At 53.0% G+C, this 16,792-nt stretch carries 20 protein-coding genes and 1 pseudogene; 5 read left to right on the plus strand and 16 right to left on the minus strand.

All coding sequences use genetic code 11. The features are described 5' to 3' along the window. Positions 1 to 188: 188 nt before the first annotated feature. From lptB to Q9J32_RS07760, 5 genes are all read right to left on the minus strand, one after another. On the minus strand, positions 189 to 923 hold the full coding sequence (gene lptB / locus Q9J32_RS07740) for an LPS export ABC transporter ATP-binding protein (RefSeq protein ID WP_301885661.1): 735 nt from the start codon (positions 921 to 923) through the stop codon (positions 189 to 191). A 71-nt stretch (positions 924 to 994) separates the two neighbouring features. After that, positions 995 to 1,525, minus strand: coding sequence for a lipopolysaccharide transport periplasmic protein LptA (gene lptA, locus Q9J32_RS07745; protein WP_003750289.1), 531 nt, complete (start codon positions 1,523 to 1,525; stop codon positions 995 to 997). After that, positions 1,506 to 2,087, minus strand: a complete 582-nt coding sequence (lptC, locus tag Q9J32_RS07750; protein ID WP_301885563.1) for an LPS export ABC transporter periplasmic protein LptC — start codon at positions 2,085 to 2,087, stop codon at positions 1,506 to 1,508. Before lptC ends, lptA begins: the two co-directional genes overlap by 20 nt. Further along, the gene (locus Q9J32_RS07755) at positions 2,084 to 2,620 is read right to left on the minus strand and encodes a KdsC family phosphatase (protein WP_301885564.1); all 537 of its coding nucleotides are present in this window, start codon (positions 2,618 to 2,620) and stop codon (positions 2,084 to 2,086) included. Before Q9J32_RS07755 ends, lptC begins: the two co-directional genes overlap by 4 nt. A 64-nt stretch (positions 2,621 to 2,684) precedes the next feature. Then, positions 2,685 to 3,659 (minus strand): KpsF/GutQ family sugar-phosphate isomerase, encoded by a 975-nt coding sequence (locus Q9J32_RS07760; RefSeq protein WP_301885565.1) that lies wholly within the window; start codon positions 3,657 to 3,659, stop codon positions 2,685 to 2,687. Between the two features lie 95 nt (positions 3,660 to 3,754). On the opposite strand from Q9J32_RS07760, the gene tal reads away from it, so the two are divergent. The 4 genes from tal to gluQRS all read left to right on the plus strand — a co-directional run bounded on the left by tal (position 3,755) and on the right by gluQRS (position 6,760). Next, on the plus strand, positions 3,755 to 4,810 hold the full coding sequence (gene tal / locus Q9J32_RS07765) for a transaldolase (RefSeq protein ID WP_301885566.1): 1,056 nt from the start codon (positions 3,755 to 3,757) through the stop codon (positions 4,808 to 4,810). A 153-nt stretch (positions 4,811 to 4,963) separates the two neighbouring features. Next, entirely contained in the window at positions 4,964 to 5,200 is a 237-nt protein-coding gene (locus Q9J32_RS07770; RefSeq protein WP_301885672.1) for a hypothetical protein, read from the plus strand. Further along, complete coding sequence (locus Q9J32_RS10215; RefSeq protein ID WP_439652140.1) at positions 5,185 to 5,379, plus strand: hypothetical protein; 195 nt, start codon at positions 5,185 to 5,187, stop codon at positions 5,377 to 5,379. The genes Q9J32_RS07770 and Q9J32_RS10215 overlap by 16 nt, the downstream gene beginning before the upstream one ends. 493 nt (positions 5,380 to 5,872) lie before the next feature. Next, positions 5,873 to 6,760, plus strand: coding sequence for a tRNA glutamyl-Q(34) synthetase GluQRS (gene gluQRS, locus Q9J32_RS07775; RefSeq protein WP_301885567.1), 888 nt, complete (start codon positions 5,873 to 5,875; stop codon positions 6,758 to 6,760). A 69-nt stretch (positions 6,761 to 6,829) separates the two neighbouring features. Here the strand turns inward: gluQRS and dusA are convergent, their stop codons facing one another. The 7 genes from dusA to Q9J32_RS07810 form a co-directional block, all read right to left on the minus strand. Then, the gene (dusA, locus tag Q9J32_RS07780) at positions 6,830 to 7,840 is read right to left on the minus strand and encodes a tRNA dihydrouridine(20/20a) synthase DusA (protein WP_301885568.1); all 1,011 of its coding nucleotides are present in this window, start codon (positions 7,838 to 7,840) and stop codon (positions 6,830 to 6,832) included. A 30-nt stretch (positions 7,841 to 7,870) separates the two neighbouring features. Next, positions 7,871 to 8,362 carry a D-aminoacyl-tRNA deacylase gene (dtd, locus tag Q9J32_RS07785; RefSeq protein WP_301818077.1) on the minus strand — a complete coding sequence of 164 codons (492 nt, stop codon included), beginning with the start codon at positions 8,360 to 8,362 and terminating at the stop codon, positions 7,871 to 7,873. A gap of 73 nt (positions 8,363 to 8,435) precedes the next feature. Next, positions 8,436 to 9,194, minus strand: coding sequence for a peptidylprolyl isomerase (locus Q9J32_RS07790; RefSeq protein WP_301885569.1), 759 nt, complete (start codon positions 9,192 to 9,194; stop codon positions 8,436 to 8,438). 69 nt (positions 9,195 to 9,263) lie between these two features. After that, a complete protein-coding gene (locus Q9J32_RS07795; RefSeq protein ID WP_301885570.1) occupies positions 9,264 to 10,130 on the minus strand; it encodes a peptidyl-prolyl cis-trans isomerase in 867 nt (288 codons plus the stop codon). Between the two features lie 48 nt (positions 10,131 to 10,178). Further along, positions 10,179 to 10,457 carry a BolA family protein gene (locus tag Q9J32_RS07800; protein WP_002212349.1) on the minus strand — a complete coding sequence of 93 codons (279 nt, stop codon included), beginning with the start codon at positions 10,455 to 10,457 and terminating at the stop codon, positions 10,179 to 10,181. After that, positions 10,457 to 10,747 carry a YciI family protein gene (locus Q9J32_RS07805; protein WP_301885572.1) on the minus strand — a complete coding sequence of 97 codons (291 nt, stop codon included), beginning with the start codon at positions 10,745 to 10,747 and terminating at the stop codon, positions 10,457 to 10,459. Before Q9J32_RS07805 ends, Q9J32_RS07800 begins: the two co-directional genes overlap by 1 nt. 2 nt (positions 10,748 to 10,749) lie before the next feature. After that, positions 10,750 to 11,280 carry a septation protein A gene (locus tag Q9J32_RS07810; protein ID WP_301885574.1) on the minus strand — a complete coding sequence of 177 codons (531 nt, stop codon included), beginning with the start codon at positions 11,278 to 11,280 and terminating at the stop codon, positions 10,750 to 10,752. Between the two features lie 288 nt (positions 11,281 to 11,568). On the opposite strand from Q9J32_RS07810, the gene tspA reads away from it, so the two are divergent. Then, positions 11,569 to 14,295 (plus strand): FimV/HubP family polar landmark-like protein TspA, encoded by a 2,727-nt coding sequence (tspA, locus tag Q9J32_RS07815; protein ID WP_304675396.1) that lies wholly within the window; start codon positions 11,569 to 11,571, stop codon positions 14,293 to 14,295. Between the two features lie 117 nt (positions 14,296 to 14,412). Here the strand turns inward: tspA and Q9J32_RS07820 are convergent. The 4 genes and pseudogenes from Q9J32_RS07820 to Q9J32_RS07835 form a co-directional block, all read right to left on the minus strand. After that, positions 14,413 to 14,568 (minus strand): annotated as a pseudogene (locus Q9J32_RS07820) (IS5/IS1182 family transposase); the annotation flags it as partial. A gap of 6 nt (positions 14,569 to 14,574) precedes the next feature. Next, the gene (gene gloA, locus Q9J32_RS07825) at positions 14,575 to 14,991 is read right to left on the minus strand and encodes a lactoylglutathione lyase (RefSeq protein WP_301885577.1); all 417 of its coding nucleotides are present in this window, start codon (positions 14,989 to 14,991) and stop codon (positions 14,575 to 14,577) included. A gap of 23 nt (positions 14,992 to 15,014) precedes the next feature. Next, on the minus strand, positions 15,015 to 16,184 hold the full coding sequence (lapB, locus tag Q9J32_RS07830) for a lipopolysaccharide assembly protein LapB (RefSeq protein ID WP_301885663.1): 1,170 nt from the start codon (positions 16,182 to 16,184) through the stop codon (positions 15,015 to 15,017). Between the two features lie 10 nt (positions 16,185 to 16,194). Further along, positions 16,195 to 16,509, minus strand: coding sequence for a LapA family protein (locus Q9J32_RS07835; RefSeq protein ID WP_301885578.1), 315 nt, complete (start codon positions 16,507 to 16,509; stop codon positions 16,195 to 16,197). Between the last annotated feature and the right edge of the window lie 283 nt (positions 16,510 to 16,792).

Consider the following 16,792-nt stretch of genomic DNA (forward strand, 5'->3'; position numbering starts at 1 on the left):
TGTCTGTCTCGTTAAGAGATGCGTATTAAACCAAACTTCGGGACAACACGCAAGCGGATTTGTCGATATTTTTTACCCAACCGACTAAGTCGATGTTTTAAGTTTAAATTAATTTCACAGAAAAATAGTGCAAATCGGTTTTTTGCCGTTTGTTCGGCGATGTTCTGCTTTTCAGACGGCAAAACGCTTCAATATTTGAAGTTCTCGCCCAAATAGACGGCGCGGACTTTTTCATTGCCGACCAAGTCGTCGGGCTTGCCGGATGCCAGCACCGCACCGTCCGAAATAATGTAGGCGCGGTCGCAAATGCTGAGGGTTTCGCGGACGTTGTGGTCGGTAATCAGTACGCCGATGCCGCGCGATTTGAGGAAACCGATGATTTTCTGGATGTCGATGACGGCAATCGGATCGACACCTGCAAAGGGTTCGTCCAAAAGGATGAAGCGTGGTTTCATGGCGAGGACACGGGCGATTTCGACGCGCCGCCGTTCGCCGCCGGACAGCGACGGTGCGGGGCTGCGACGCAGGTGTCCGATATTGAGGTCGGCGAGCAGTTTTTCGATTTCGCTGTCGATTTGATTTTTATCTTTGGTTCTGATTTCCAAGATGGCGCGGATATTCTGTTCAACTGTCATTTTGCGGAATATCGAGGCTTCCTGCGGCAGGTAGCCGACACCGAGGAGGGCGCGTTCGTGTATGGGCAGGTGGCGCAATTCCTGCCCGTCCAGCATCACGCTGCCCGCATCGGCGGCAATGAGTCCGACAATCATGTAGAAGCTGGTGGTTTTACCCGCACCGTTGGGCCCGAGCAGGCCGACGACTTCTCCGCTTTCGATTTCGAGGGAGAAGCTTTTAACGACTTGGCGTTTTTTGAAACTTTTTTGCAGGTTTTGAACAACAAGGCGGCTGACGTTTGCGCTCATAAATATCTCTTCAATCTCTTCGGTCGGCATATGCCGTCCGAACCGGGTTTATGTTTTAGACGGCATCAGGATTATTCGGATTTTTGCGTACTCGAAGGCTGGATGATGACGCTGACCCTGCCGGATTTGGAAGCGGATTTTGCGCCGGATTTCGTGCTGCCGCTGATGGTATAGACTTCGGTTTTGGTGTTGTATGTAATCACCGCGCCTTCGGCGACATCGCCGCCGCGCTGTACTTTGGCATTACCAGTTAAGACTACGGTGCTGCCTGCAGACGAATAAGCAACGTTGTTTGCCTGACCGCGCACCGTCCCTTTGCCCCCGTCCAACGTTTGGCTGAAGCGCACGGGCGAGCCGTCGGCTTTCATAAACTGTTCGCCTTTATCATTACGCGTTACGTTGACGCGGGCGGCGGAAATGTTGAGCGTACCCTGTCTGATGACGACATTGCCGCTAAAGGTGGTGCTTTGGTTTGCCTGGTCTAGCGAACCTTGGTCGGCTTCGATTTGGATGGGCTGTCTGCTGTCGCTTTGAAGGGCAAAAGCGGGGGATGCCGAAAAAAATGCTATTAAAACAAAAATTTTACATATTTTTTGTATCATAAATCGTGGCTTTCACTTTAGATGAGAAGTTCAACAGGCCTGTTTTGTGGTCGTAAGTCATGCCGCCCGCCTGACCGTGCGATGCACCATATTGGAAACTGACAGGCGTATCGGTTTGGGCATATTGAGATTCGGTATCGACGTGAAGCTTGTCGGTTTTTACCGTACCCGCCTGCCGCCTGCCGTCGGCGGTTTTGGTCAGCACAACGTTGTTTTTAAAAAGAACCTGTTTGTTTTCGGTATGGTAAACGGCTTCATCGCTGCCGACTTCGTACAACAGCCTGCCTTCTTGGAAGAAGGAAAGGTGCGGCGACTCGAAATGTATATCGCTGCTTTCCGGAAACTGTTTCGCGCCCTTCGAGCTCAAATGTTCTTTCAAGTATCCCTGTTCGTCAAACCGCCTGCCGTCCAAGCCGTCCATTGTGTATTGAGGTTCGTCGGGATTGAGCCTGACTTCCTCGATTTCGACTTCGCTGATACGACCCAACCATGCCGACAGACCGCCCAAGGCAACCGCCAATATCAATGGGAACGCAATTCCGTACCGCCATCTTACTTTCATTTGATGTACTCGTTCAAAGCCGCGCCCAGCGTACCTTTCGCGCGCATAATCAGGTCGCACACTTCGCGCACCGCGCCCGCACCGCCGGGGCGTTTGGCAATATAGGCGGCGTGTTGCAGCGTAAACCAATGTGCGTCGGAGACAGCAACCGGCAATCCGCAGCGCACCATCACCGGCAAATCGACCACGTCGTCGCCGACAAAGGCACACTCGGCTTCTTCCACGCCTGCATGCTCGCGCAGCTCTTCATACGCGGCGCGTTTGTCCGAAATGCCTTTGAAGTAGTAATTTATGCCCAACTGTTTGACGCGGATGCCGACGGAGGGCGCGTCCCGACCTGTGATAATCGCAGTCTGCACGCCGCTTGCCTGAAGCATCTTCAAACCGTGTCCGTCCAGCGTGTGAAACGATTTGATTTCTTCGCCGTTATCGCGGATGAAGATGCGCCCGTCGGTCAAAACGCCGTCCACATCCAATATCAGCAGTTTGATTTTGGCGGCGCGCGCCTGTAATTCGGGAGAAAGTGCCTGCATGGGATTTCCTTGTTTTCAGACGGCACATTTTAGCACAAATGCCGTCTGAAACGGCTGCGCCGCCTTATACAATCCGTGCCGCCAAAAGGTCGTGCATATTCAGCGCGCCGATCAGCACGCCGTCGGCATCGGTTACCAAAAGACCGTTGATGTGGCTTGCCTGCATCACTTTCAACGCTTCGGCGGCAAGGCATCCGGCGGCGATGGTTTTGGGCTGCGTATGCATCATTTCCTCCACCTGAAGGCCGGCAAGGCTGTCGCGCCGTTGGAACAGGCGGCGCAAATCGCCGTCGGTAAACACGCCTTTCAGACGGCCTTGCCCGTCCGTTACCGCCAGCATCCCCAGCCCTTTTTCGCTCATACTGACGATGGCTTCTTTTAAAGGTGTGCCGAGCCGGACGGCAGGCAGGCCGCCGCCTTTGTGCATAATGTCGGCAACGCGCAAAAGCAGGCGTTTGCCGAGGCTGCCGGCAGGATGGCTCAAGGCGAAATCGTCGGGCGTGAACGCGCGCGCGCGCAGCAGGACGACCGCCAACGCGTCGCCCAAAGCCATCACGGCGGTGGTGCTGCTGGTCGGGGCAAGCCCCAGCGGGCAGGCTTCTTGAGAAACCGATGCGGTGATGTGGATGTCGGCATAACGCGCCATCGTCGAACCGGGGCGGGCGGTGATGCAGACAAGCGTGATGTTTTTGCGTTTGAGCGCGGGAATGATGGCGGCGATTTCGTCGCTTTCGCCGGAATTGGAAATGGCGACGACGACATCGTTATCCACAATCATCCCCAAATCGCCGTGTGCCGCTTCCGCAGGATGGACGAAAAACGCAGGCGTGCCGGTCGAGGCCATCGTTGCCGCGATTTTGCGCCCGACGTGTCCCGACTTGCCCATCCCCGTGATGACGACCCTGCCCGTGCAGCGCAACAGCGCGTCTGCCGCGCGGGCGAAGTTTTCGTCCAAATCCGCCGCAATTTCGCGCAAGCCTTCCGCTTCGGTGTGCAACACTTCGCGCGCCCAGTCGAGATATTTTCCGTTTCCTACCATCGCAATCCGCCTTTGCTGTAATAAAACTACCCAAAATTTCCGAATCGGGGTAGCATAAGCATTCAAACCCCGCCATCCATCCAAAGGAATCAGAAATGACTATTTTATCGGACGTTAAAGCATTAGGACAACAAATCTGGCTGGACAACCTTTCCCGCTCGCTGGTGCAAAGCGGCGAATTGGCGCAAATGTTGAAACAAGGCGTGTGCGGCGTAACTTCCAATCCCGCCATTTTCCAAAAAGCCTTCGCCGGCGACGCGCTTTATGCCGACGAGGTTGCCGCCCTCAAGCAGCAAAACCTCAGCCCCAAACAACGCTACGAAACCATGGCGGTTGCCGATGTGCGTGCCGCCTGCGGCATCTGTCTTGCCGAACACGAATCCACCGGCGGCAAAACCGGCTTCGTCAGCCTCGAAGTTTCGCCTGAGTTATCCAAAGACGCGCAAGGCACGGTTGAAGAAGCGCGCCGCCTGCACGCCGCCATCGGCCGTAAAAACACCATGATTAAAGTTCCCGCCACCGACGCAGGCATCGATGCGCTCGAAACCCTCGTTTCAGACGGCATCAGCGTCAACCTCACGCTGCTGTTCTCCCGCGCCCAAACCCTCAAAGCCTATGCCGCCTACACGCGCGGCATTGCCAAACGTTTGGAAGCAGGACACGACGTTTCCCATATCCAAGTTGTCGCCAGCTTCTTTATTTCCCGTGTTGATGCCGCATTGGACGCCACCCTGCCCGACCACCTCAAAGGCAAAATCGCCATCGCCCTTGCCAAAACCGCCTACCAAGACTGGGCGCAATACTTCAGCAGCAGCGAATTTGCCGCACTGGAGGCCGAAGGCGCAAACCGCGTGCAGCTTTTATGGGCATCTACCGGCGTGAAAAACCCGGCCTATTCCGACACACTCTACGTTGACAGCCTGATCGGCGCACACACCGTCAACACCGTTCCCGATGCCACGCTCAAAGCCTTCATCGACCACGGCACAGCCAAAGCCACGCTGACCGAAGGCGTGGAAGAAGCGAAAGCGCAGCTTGCCGAAACCGCCGCGCTCGGTATAGACGTAGAAACCCTCGCCAACCGCTTGCAGGAAGACGGTTTGAAACAGTTTGAAGAAGCGTTTGAAAAACTGCTCGCACCGTTGGTTTAAACTTTTCATCCCCGATGCCGTCTGAAAGGCTTTCAGACGGCATCGCCCTTTTGACCGGATACAGTGGGGCATATCGGGGGTTCACTCTAAAAATATTAATGGACAAGAAGTTAATACTCAACATTACCCACCAACACAAAAGGAAATAGAATCATGGCAAAAGCACTCGAAATCATTTCACCCAATGAAATTTATTCAGATCTGATTTTTAAGGATCTGGTATCTCCCCATACATATTTCGTCATTCCCACTGCTTTCGTCATTCCCACGAAAGTGGGAATCCAGAACCCCGAGGCGGCAGGAATCTATCGGAAAAAACCGAAACCCGACGGACTGGATTCCCGCCTGCGCGGGAATGACGGAAAAAACCGAATATATATAAAGAATTGACGAAACCGGTTGATAGAAATGCAAGTAATGAGCGAATTGCAAATAGAGCCTTCGATTTTTTCTCGTCCGGTCTTATGTCAGAGCGCAATTATGGTGCAGCTAACCAAGCGATAGAGCAGCAACGCCAAGCAGAGCGGCAAATACAGAAGAAACAAGCTAAATGGTGGAGTATGGGTTAATAATGAATAATTTTGCTATTGATTTTTCATTATTTTCATGTTTTTTATGTGCTTTGCTTTAAAAGACTAAAATATAAAAAATAAAGCCACAAATTGTCAGAAAGAAAAGTAAAGCTAAACTTTTTATTTTATTTTTTGCCGTATCTTCTTTCCATGGTTTAAATATAAATAGACCAGTTATGAAATCAAATATTGAATGCCAAACCGCTAAAAAAAACTCCATAAAATTTCCTTAAAAAATATCCCGCATCATGCAAATGATGCTGGGTGTGGAGATTGTTACACTTGCATTAGTGCAATTGTAACAGGGGAACGCCAACGAGAAACTGCTGTGTTAGTACAAGCACGAGTGGCGAAGTTGATGATTCAGCTACCGAAGAACAATATAATGCCCTATATGATTTAACCTTGCTTGAAGAGCCCGGGATGGAACTGAATAAAGATGAGATAATGGCTTTGATTAATAGTCTTAAATAAAGGGGCTGTACCAAATATGTACACAGGACGTTTCGCCCCCAGCCCGACCGGGCTGCTCCACATCGGCTCGCTGCTGACCGCCGTCGCTTCCTATGCCGATGCACGCTCAAACGGCGGAAGATGGCTGGTCCGCATGGAAGACCTCGATCCGCCGCGCGAAATGGCGGGGGCGGCAAGCCATATCCTGCGCACGCTTGAGGCATTCGGATTCGAGTGGGACGGAGAAGTCGCCTATCAGAGCCGCCGTTACGCCCTGTATGAAGAAACCCTATGCCGTCTGAAAACCGCCGGACTGGTCTATCCCTGCCATTGCAGCCGCAAAGACTGGCAGGCCGGGGCAAGGCGGGGCGCAGACGGGTTCGTCTATAACGGACGCTGCCGCCACCCCGACCAACGCCCTGCACTGCAAGGCAAACATCCGGCGTGGCGCATCCGCGTCCCCGACCGCGTTATCGGTTTTTCAGACGGCATCGTCGGCGGTTACGCCCAAAACCTCGCCCGCGACATCGGCGATTTCGTCCTGCTTCGTGCAGACGGTTACTGGGCATACCAGCTCGCCGTCGTTGCCGACGATGCCGAACAGGGAGTTACCCACATCGTCCGCGGACAAGACCTGCTTGTTTCCACGCCGCGCCAAATCTATTTGCAGCAGTGTTTGGGCGTTCCGACACCGCAATATGCCCACCTGCCGCTGCTGACCAACGCGCAAGGGCAAAAATGGTCGAAGCAGACGCTCGCCCCCGCATTGGATTTAAACCGCCGCGAACAACTCCTCCGCCAAGTGTTCCGTTACCTCAAGCTGCCCGAAGCACCGGAAACCGACCGCCCTGCCGAACTGCTCGACTGGGCGGTGGCGCACTGGGATATGGGCAAAGTGCCGAAACACGCCGTTACCGCCCCCTAAACACCGTCCGACAAACGCACAAATGCCGTCTGAAACCTTCAGACGGCATTTCACACATACAGCCCCGCCCTATTCGCGCGTATTTGCCCGCTCAACCTCTTTCCACGCTTCGAGAATCAGGCTGCCGTCGTTATCTTTCAAGAGCATTGCGTCGGAAAGCATACGCCGCCAAGTCCGCGCGCCTTTCAAGCCGTGCATCAGCCCGAGGCTGTGGCGGACGATGTGGCGCAAGATTGTGCCGCGTCCGGCTTGGATTTGGGCTTGGCTGTATGTGTAGAGGCGTTGCACCAAATCGGCGTATTCGATCGGGCTGCGGGTGTCGCCGTAAAACAATCTGTCCCATTCGCGCATCACCATCGGATTATGGTACGCCTCGCGCCCGACCATCACGCCGTCAACGTGTTGCAGGTGTCCGGCGATTGCTTCGTTGGTGGTAATACCGCCGTTGATGATGATTTCCAGCTCGGGAAACTCCTGCTTAAGACGGTAAACGTAATCGTATTTCAAGGGCGGAACATCGCGGTTTTCTTTGGGGGAAAGTCCGTCCAGCCATGCGTTGCGGGCGTGGACGATAAAGGTTTTGCAGGCGGTTTTGTCACGCAGCGTGCCGACGAAATCGGCAACGGTTTGGTATTCGGTCTGCCTGTCCACACCGATGCGGTGTTTGACGGTAACGGGGATCCCGACCGCGTCCTGCATGGCGTTAAGGCAGTCGGCAACCAGCCCGACTTCGTTCATCAGACACGCGCCGAACGCGCCTTTCTGCACGCGCGGGCTGGGGCAGCCGCAGTTTAAATTGACCTCATTGTAACCGTATGCCTCGGCGGCTTTGGCGGCTTTGGCCAAATCGGACGGGTTGCTGCCGCCCAGTTGCAGGGCGACGGGCTGCTCGCCTTCGTTGAACATCAAAAAGCGGTCTTTGTCGCCGTAAACAATCGCACCGGCATTGACCATTTCGCTGTACAGCCAAGTATTTCGGGTAATCTGGCGTGCCATATAACGGTAGTGCCTGTCCGTCCAGTCCAACATCGGCGCAACGGAAAGGCGGCGCGGGGGAAGGGTGTATGTATTGTCGTTCATTGTCGATATTTCATCATTGCGGATTCAATTTCAATCCGGAACAACCTTCATTTTTGGGGAAATCCGCGTCATGAAAGAGTCCAGCAGTATGGTTACCGGCCCGTCGTTGCAGAGCGACACCTGCATATGCGTACGGAAACGCCCTGTTTCGACATGAATCCCGTGTCCGCGCAACAGCTCCGCCGTTCGCAGGTAAAGCTGCTGCGCCTGTTCTGCAGGTGCAGCTTGGGAAAACGAAGGCCGCCGACCGCTTGCCGCATCGGCATAAAGCGTAAACTGCGACACCAGCAGCACCGCGCCGCCGACATCTTTCAAAGACAGGTTCAGCTTGCCCGCTTCGTCTTCAAACACGCGCAAATGGGCGATTTTGTCGGCGATATAGCGTGCATCTTTTTCTGTGTCGCTATGCGTTACACCGAGCAGCACGACGAATCCGCCGTCTATGCTGCCGACGGTTTCCGCACCGCTTTCGGACACGACATCCACCTTTGCACCTACCGTTTTCTGTATCACCGCACGCATAAGCCGTCCTCCTTACCTGAACGTGCAATGCCGTCTGAAAAGGCTTCAGACGGCATCGGTATCGGAAATGCCATTACGGTTTGACACCGTTTTCTTCCAAAAGGGCATCGATTTTCAAGCGGACTTTTTCTTGTTTCAAACCCTGCTCCAATTGGTTTCTGACCAGCTCGAAAGGTTGCGCGTCGGGGTTTTTCCCAACCTCGCTGAGTTTGAACAGGTAATAGCGTTCGCCCAATTTGACCGGATTGCGGGTAACGTCGCCCCGATTCATCGCGGCAAACTGCGAAGCCAGCGGCTCGGGAAGCTGCTGCGCCATAATGAAACCGTCAAAAGCCTGTTCGTCGTTCGGATAACGCTTCATCAGCCCTTCAAAAGATAGCCCTTTGAGCAGGAGCTGCTGCGCCTGACGTGCCTCTTCTTCAGTGGCAAAGCTGACCTGCTGCAATTTGATCATACGGATTTGCTGTTCGTAAAACTTGTGCAGCTCGTCTTCGGAAACCGTTTCCGAACGTTCCAAAAAGCGGACGTATTCTTGGGCGTAAAAAGACGCTTCGGCAATTTTAAAGCGGTTTTGAACGCCTTTATCCTTATCCAATCCGGCCTGCAACGCCCCGTTTTTCAAAACTTCCAAAGTTTGCAGTTGACGGACGGCATCGTTTCGGATTGCCTGCCCGTCCGATTTTTGGGACTGCTCCGCATGCCGGTCTGCCTGCTGCATGATCTGCGCCACCAGCGTATCCACCAAAGCCGGGTCGATTTCGGGTGCTTTGGCTGCCGCAAAACCTGCCAACATTGCAGCAATAACTGCGGCAGCGGTTTTTTTCTGTTTCATGGTATTCCCTGTCCTGTGCGGCGGCAAAACGCTTGTCTGAACGTCTTGCCGCCGTATCCCGTTTTCAGATTATTTTGCAGGTTTGATGTCTGCCTTGCCCAACAGCGCGCCGACGGCACGGTCGATTTGTTCCGCCTGCAAATCACCAGCAATCTGTCCTTTCATTTCGTCAAAAGAAGGCACTTTCACCTCGCGGCGGTCGTTGACATAATAAACGCCGTAGAAATCGCCGTTTTTCAGCGGCGTTGCCGTAAATTCGCCTTTTTTCAAGTCCTTAATTGCCTGATAAAGCGGCGGAACACCCTGTTCCAAATCTTTCAGCGGCACATATCCGTCCGGCGCGCCGGTCTGTTTGGTGCGGTCGTTGAGCGAGTATTGTTTCAAAACGGCATCAAAACCTTTTTTCGCCTTCAAGTCGGCAACCGCTTTTTTCGCATTTTCTTCCTTGTCGGTCAGGATTTCGCCTAACTGGACTTCCTGCGTACCTTTGTAAAAACCGCTGATATTGTCATATGCGGCTTTTACTTCCTGCTCGGAAACCGGTTGGGTTTTGGCGATGTGCAGCGCGTATGCCCTGCCGTTCAATTCGTATTCTAGAGCCGACCAGAGGGTTTTGAAGGACGGTTTCTTGTCGTCGCCCGACTTCTTCGCTTCGGCACGCAATTTGGCCAACGTGTCTTTAAACTCTGCCGACTGGTCGAGTTTCAAACGTTTGACTTCCTGCGCGACCACGGTGTTGACCACTTCGTTTTCCAGTAGGGATTGGCGCAGTTGCGGCGTGTCTTCGGCACGGCTGTTTTCCGCACGGAATGCGGCAACCTGTGCGTCAATGACGGAACTGTCGATTTTCTGACCGTTGACGGTTGCCAGCGTTTGGGCAAACAGGCTGCCTGAACAGGCAAGCAGTGCAACGGAAGTCAGGATTTTTGCTTTCATAATCTTCTCTCTTTAAATTTTAAATTGAAATGTTCGGGCAGACTTCATTCAGTCCGCCGTATGGAAATACTCGTCAGGGGCAGCCGCCCGGATGCCGAGCGCGTGGATGATGCCGTCTGAAAACAAATCTTTGAGCAGCGATTTGACCGTTTTCTGGCGGTTCAGGCGGCTTACGCCTTCAAAACGGCCGCTGACAACCAAAACGGCATAATGTCCGCCGCCGGTATTGCCCGCGTGTCCTTTGTGCAGATGGCTCTCATCGCCGATTTCCAACACTAGAGGGTCGAGCGTCTGCAGGCGTTCGCGGATCAAATCGACGGCCGGCATTATTTGAACACCGCTTTAAACGGTTTAATCAGCACTTCGCTATACACGCCTGCATGAACATAGGGATCGTCTTCCGCCCAAGCCTGCGCCGCATCCAAAGACTCGAACTGCGCCACAATCAGACTGCCCGAAACACGTTCGGGATTGTCCGGCAGCGGGTTTGGGCCTGCCGTCAACAGCCGACCTTTCGACTTCAGCGTCTCCAGCCGTTTGAGGTGTTCGGGACGTGCCGCCATACGCGCTTCATGCACATTCTCCCCGTCTGTTGCCAGCAACATAAAATATTCCACAGTCAATCCTCCTTTTTCAGATAGGTACTCAGATAAATACCCTGAATAATAAAGAAAACAAGCATCAGCGCAGTCGAACCGAACATCTTATAGTTAACCCATTGCGCTTCAAACCTAGTAAACACAAACCAGTTGGCAATACCCATAAAAATCAGAAAACTGACCCACATATAAGTCAATTTCGCCCATACGGCATCCGGAAGCTGAATCTCCCTGCCGATACTCGCCTTCAAGCCGTTTTTACCCGCAAGGTGGCTGCCCAGCAGGAATAATGCCCCGCACCAGAACAATACTGTCGGCTTCCACATAATGAAGCGGCTGTCGCCCAAAACAATGGTTGCGCCGCCGAATACGACAATCAGCACCAGTCCGACCCACTGCATCGTATCCAGCCTTTTATGCTTCCAATACAGGAAAGCCGCCTGAACCACGCCTGCAACCAAGGCAACCGCCGTAGCGGCAATCATATTTTTGGTAACGGTATAAGTAGCAAAAAACAAGATGACGGACAAAAGGTCGCTGACAAATTTCATATCCAAATGAGAAAGCAAATCAAATAAACGCTAATCATACAGGCAGAACCCTATTTTTGCACCTGCAAAACCAACAAATTTTGTTTTGATTAATGCAAATATGCACAGATGTTTTTGAAAAAAGATGGAGATATGTCATAATTTGTAAAATTGGCTTTAAAATACAGCTTCGGCCGGAACCTCTGCCTATCCGCACCCTATCGTCCGTATTGCCGATGCCTGATGACGAAATTTACAGACTGTACGCGGTCAGACCGTATTCAGCCGCCAACCCACAGGGGATACATCTTGAAAAACAACAGACAAATCAAACTGATTGCCGCCTCCATCGCAGTTGCCGCATCCTTTCAGGCACATGCGGGACTGGGCGGACTGAATATCCAGTCCAACCTTGACGAACCCTTTTCCGGCAGCATTACCGTAACCGGCGAAGAAGCCAAAACCCTGCTAGGCGGCGGCAGCGTTACCGTTTCCGAAAAAGGCCTGACCGCCAAAGTCCACAAGTTGGGCGACAAAGCCGTCATTGCCGTTTCTTCCGCGCAGGCAGTCCGCGATCCCGTCCTGGTGTTCCGCATCGGTGCAGGCGCGCAGGTACGCGAATACACCGCCATCCTCGATCCTGTCGGCTACTCGCCCAAAACCAAATCTGCACTTTCAGACGGCAAGACACACCGCAAAACCGCTCCGAAAGCAGAGTCCCAAGAAAATCAAAACACCAAAGCCCTCCGCAAAACCGATAAAAAAGACAGCGCGAACGCAGCCGTCAAACCGGCGCATAACGGCAAAACCCATACCGTCCGCAAAGGCGAAACGCTCAAACAGATTGCCGCCGCCATCCGTCCGAAACACCTGACGCTCGAACAGGTTGCCGATGCGCTACTGAAGGCAAACCCAAATGTTTCCGCACACGGCAGACTGCGTGCGGGCAGCGTGCTTCACATTCCGAATCTGAATAGGATCAAAGCGGCAGCACCCAAAAAAATCAAAGCGGAACAACCCAAGCTGCAAACGGCGAAACCCAAAGCCGAAACTGCATCCATGCCGTCTGAACCGTCCAAACAGGCAACGGTAGAGAAACCGATAGAGAAACCGATAGAGAAACCGATAGAGAAACCTGTCGAAAAACCGGTTGAAAAACCTGAAGCAAAAGTTGCCGCGCCCGAAGCAAAAGCGGAAAAACCGGCCGTTCGACCCGAACCCAAACCCGCAGTGTCCGAAACTCCGGCTTCGGCGACAGAACGCCAACCCGAACCTGTACCCGCTGCAAATACTGCCGCATCGGAAACTGCTGCCGAATCCGCCCCCCAAGAAGCCGCCGCTTCTGCCATCGACACGCCGACCGACGAAATCGGCAACGCCGTTTCCGAACCTGTTGCGGAAACAGCCAGTGAAGTTGCCGCCGAACCCGTTGCCGAACCTGTCGAACAGGTTCCTGCCGAAGAAGAAACCGAAAGCGGACTATTTGACGGTCTGTTCGACGGTTCGTACACCTTGCTGCTTGCCGGCGGAGGCGCGGCATTGATTGCCCTGCTGCTGCTTTTGCGCCTTACCCAATCCAAACGCGCGCGCCGTACCGAAGAATCCGTCCCTGAAGAAGAGCTTGACCTTGACGACGCGGCAGACGACGGCATAGAAATTACCTTTGCCGAAGTCGAAACTCCGGCAACGCCCGAACCCGCTCCGAAAAACGATGTAAACGACACACTTGCCTTAGGTGGGGAATCTGAAGAAGAGTTATCGGCAAAACAAACGTTCGATGTCGAAACCGATACTCCTTCCAACCACATCGACTTGGATTTCGACAGCCTGGCAGCCGCACAAAACGGCATTTTGTCCGGCGCACTTACGCAGGATGAAGAAACCCAAAAACGCGCGGATGCCGATTGGAACAAAATCGAATCCACAGACAGCGTGTACGAGCCCGAGACCTTCAACCCGTACAACCCTGTCAAAATCGTCATCGACACGCCCAAACCGGAATCTGTCGCCCAAACTGCCGAAAACAAACCGGAAACCGTCGATACCGATTTCTACAACAACCTATTCTCAAACAACCATATCGGCACAGAAGAAACAGCTTCCGCAAAACCTGCCGCACCCTCCGGACTGGCAGGCTTCCTGAAGGCTTCCTCGCCCGAAACCATCTTGGAAAAAACAGTTGCCGAAGTCCAAACACCGGAAGAGTTGCACGATTTCCTGAAAGTGTACGAAACCGATGCCGTCGCGGAAACTGCGCCTGAAACGCCCGATTTCAACGCCACCGCAGACGATTTGTCCGCACTGTTGCAACCTGCTGAAGCACCGGCTGTTAAGGAAAATGTAACGGAAACCGTTGCCGATGATTTGTCCGCGCTGCTGCAACCGTTTGAAACGCCTGACGTTGGGGACACCGCAGCAGAAACCGTTGCCGAAATACCTGATTTCAACGCCACCGCAGACGATTTGTCCACATTGCTTCAGCCTGCTGAAGCACCGGCTGTTGAGGAAAATGTAACGGAAACTGTTGCCGAAACGTCCGACTTCCACACCGCCGCAGACGATTTGTCCGCACTGCTTCAGCCTTCTGAAGCACCGGCTGTTGAGGAAAATGTAACGGAAACTGTTGCCGAAACGCCCGACTTCCACACCGCCGCAGACGATTTGTCCGCACTGCTTCAGCCTTCTGAAGCACCGGCTGTTGAGGAAAATGTAACGGAAATCACTTTGGAAACGCCTGATTCCAACACCTCTGAGGCAGACGCTTTGCCCGACTTCCTGAAAGACGGGGAAAAAGAAACGGTAGATTGGAGCATTTCCCTTGCGGAAGAGAATATCCCGAACAATGCAGATACCGGTTTCACTTCGGAATCTGTGGGTTCTGACGCACCGTCCGAAGCGAAATACGACCTTGCCAAAATGTATCTCGAAATCGGCGACCGCGATGCCGCTGCCGAGACAGTGCAGGAATTGCTGGAAGAAGCGGAAGGTGATGTACTCAAACGTGCCCAAGCATTGGCTCAGGAATTGGGTATTTGATTCCCAACTGCCCTTTCGCAGATCAAGGATGCCGTTTCAGACGGCATCTTTTTTTGCCTTATCGGTGTAACGGATAAAGTTTGACCCGGCACAGGCTCAAACAGCAAACCGCCGGCAATATAGTGGATTAAATTTAAACCAGTACGGCGTTACCTCGCCTTGCCGTACTATTTGTACTGTCTGCGGCTTCGTCGCCTTGTCCTGATTTAAATTTAATCCACTATAAAAAATGCCGTCTGAACCCCCTAAAGGCTTCAGACGGCATTGGCGGCGGCGGTATCAGGTATTCGCATAGGCAACCGAATCGTCGCCGCTTTTCTTTTGAATAAACTCGATTTTGTAGCCGTCGGGGTCTTCGACGAAGGCTATCACGGTTGTGCCGTGTTTCATCGGGCCGGCTTCGCGGACGACGTTTCCGCCCTGACGCTTCACACGTTCGCAGGCTTCGTAGGCATCGTCCACTTCAATCGCGATGTGTCCGTAAGCGTTGCCCAAGTCGTATCGTTCCGTATCCCAGTTGTGCGTCAATTCCAAAACCGTGCTGTCGGCTTCATCGCCGTAACCGACGAAGGCAAGGGTAAATCTGCCCTCGGGATAATCTTTTCGGCGGAGTAGTTTCATGCCCAAAACGTTTTGGTAAAAATCAAGGGATTTTTCAAGATTGCCCACACGGAGCATGGTATGGAGTAAACGCATTTTTGTGTTCCTCTCGGTAGTGGTTAAACCTCGATTTTGTTTGGCGTAAACGTCTGCCATTTGTTGCAGGCGGGACAGTGCCAGAAAAAGACTTGGGATTTGAAGTGGCAGTTTCGGCACCGGTACATCACGCTGCGTTGGAGCTGCCTGCCCACCACAGAACGCATCATGTCCGCATCGGCTTTCCAAGTCGGATCCATATCGCTGATTCTTAAACCGAGCAGGCGGTAAACACCGTTCAAGTCCGGTTTGCGCCGAACAAGCTCGATAGCAGTTTGTGCAGCCTCTTTCTCCCCCCTGAGCAATAAGGATTTCTCGTACACGACGTTAATCAAATCAAGTTCTGGGAAGGTCTGCATATACCCTATCAGGCGATTTAATCCTTCTTCAGGCTTTCCTTGCGCCGCATAGGCGTCATAAAGTTTCTCTCCGACCATACTCAAATAGGCATGATTTTGCTGCTCGATGGCGGCATACGCTTCAACCGATGCAGGAAAATTGCCCTGCCTGTATTCAATGTCGCCTAAAATCATATTGGCACGGGTACATCTTTTGTTGGCCTCAAGGGCTTTACCGACATTAAAACGTGCAACATCAAAATTGGACTTAAACAATGAAGCCTGTGCAAGTTCGCAATAAAACTGTGCGATTTCAAACTGATATGTCTGTTCTTCGTGACTGAGCAGTTGGGCGGTTTCAATCGCTTTTTCCCAATCCCTGTCCTGCTGGTAGATATTGAGCAGGTGCTGTCTGGCTTCACGCGCCATTTTACCGTCTTGCAGACTGAGGAAAATCTGTTCGGCCCGATCGACCAACCCCGCGCTTTGGTAGTTTTGCGCCAATTCGAACAGGACGCGCGCACGCTTTTCTCCGACCGTGTCGGGGGAGTCGAGCAGCGTCCGGTGCATATTGATGGCTTTGTCGTTTTCGCCACGCTGACGGTAAAGCTTGCCTAGGGTGAGGTTCAAGTCGTATGACTGAGGCTGCTGATCGATGACCTCTGCCAACTCTCTGGCGGCACGTCCGCTGTTGCGGTCAACCAAGGCATCCAGACTTTTGTAAAATCCCGACGGTATGCTTTTTGCCTGCTTTAATACAGTCTTCATATCCACGCGGGCGGCAAACCAGCCCATCGCGAAGAAAACGGGCAAAAGGATAATCGGCAGCAGGATAATCCACAATTCATTGTCCATATCGGCTTTCTCAAGGCTGTTTGGCAGATTCGGCAGCATTTTGTGCCGGCGGCGCAGTCAATTCCTGTCCGCTCAAGCGCGCACTTTTCTTCACTTCCGCACGCAGGCGGCTGTTTTCGCCGCGCAAGAACAGCAGCCGCCCGAACAGGGCAAACATTCCGAACATGATGCCGACGACAAACGCGCCGAACAATACGACAATCAGCGGCAAATTGACACTCTGCCCCGGAAGATAGGAAAAGGTAACCGTATCTGTGTTAATAACGGCAAGCAGCAGAAAGAGCAGCAGGATAATGATTTTGATGAAGGTATAGATAAGTTTCATATGTGTTCCGCAGGTAGGACAGACGGGCGGCACACCCAAACGGTGCGGCAGCCGGATTGTGCAAGTTTAAACGATTTGAACGCTTCCGGATAGGGAAGCCGCTGACACGGACAGGCCGCAATGCTAAAATATGCAAAGACAAACTCCCCGCGCCGATACAGAAATGCCATGCAATCAATCAATCAATCAATCAATCAATAAAATTGTAGGCTTTGCCCGAACCTGCCGCAAGCCTGACGAAGTATTTGATTTTCTCACGCGCCACGCCGTCCCCTTCTCCCCC

Origin of the sequence: Neisseria uirgultaei (assembly GCF_962719845.1) — a bacterium.
Taxonomy (GTDB): domain Bacteria; phylum Pseudomonadota; class Gammaproteobacteria; order Burkholderiales; family Neisseriaceae; genus Neisseria; species Neisseria bergeri.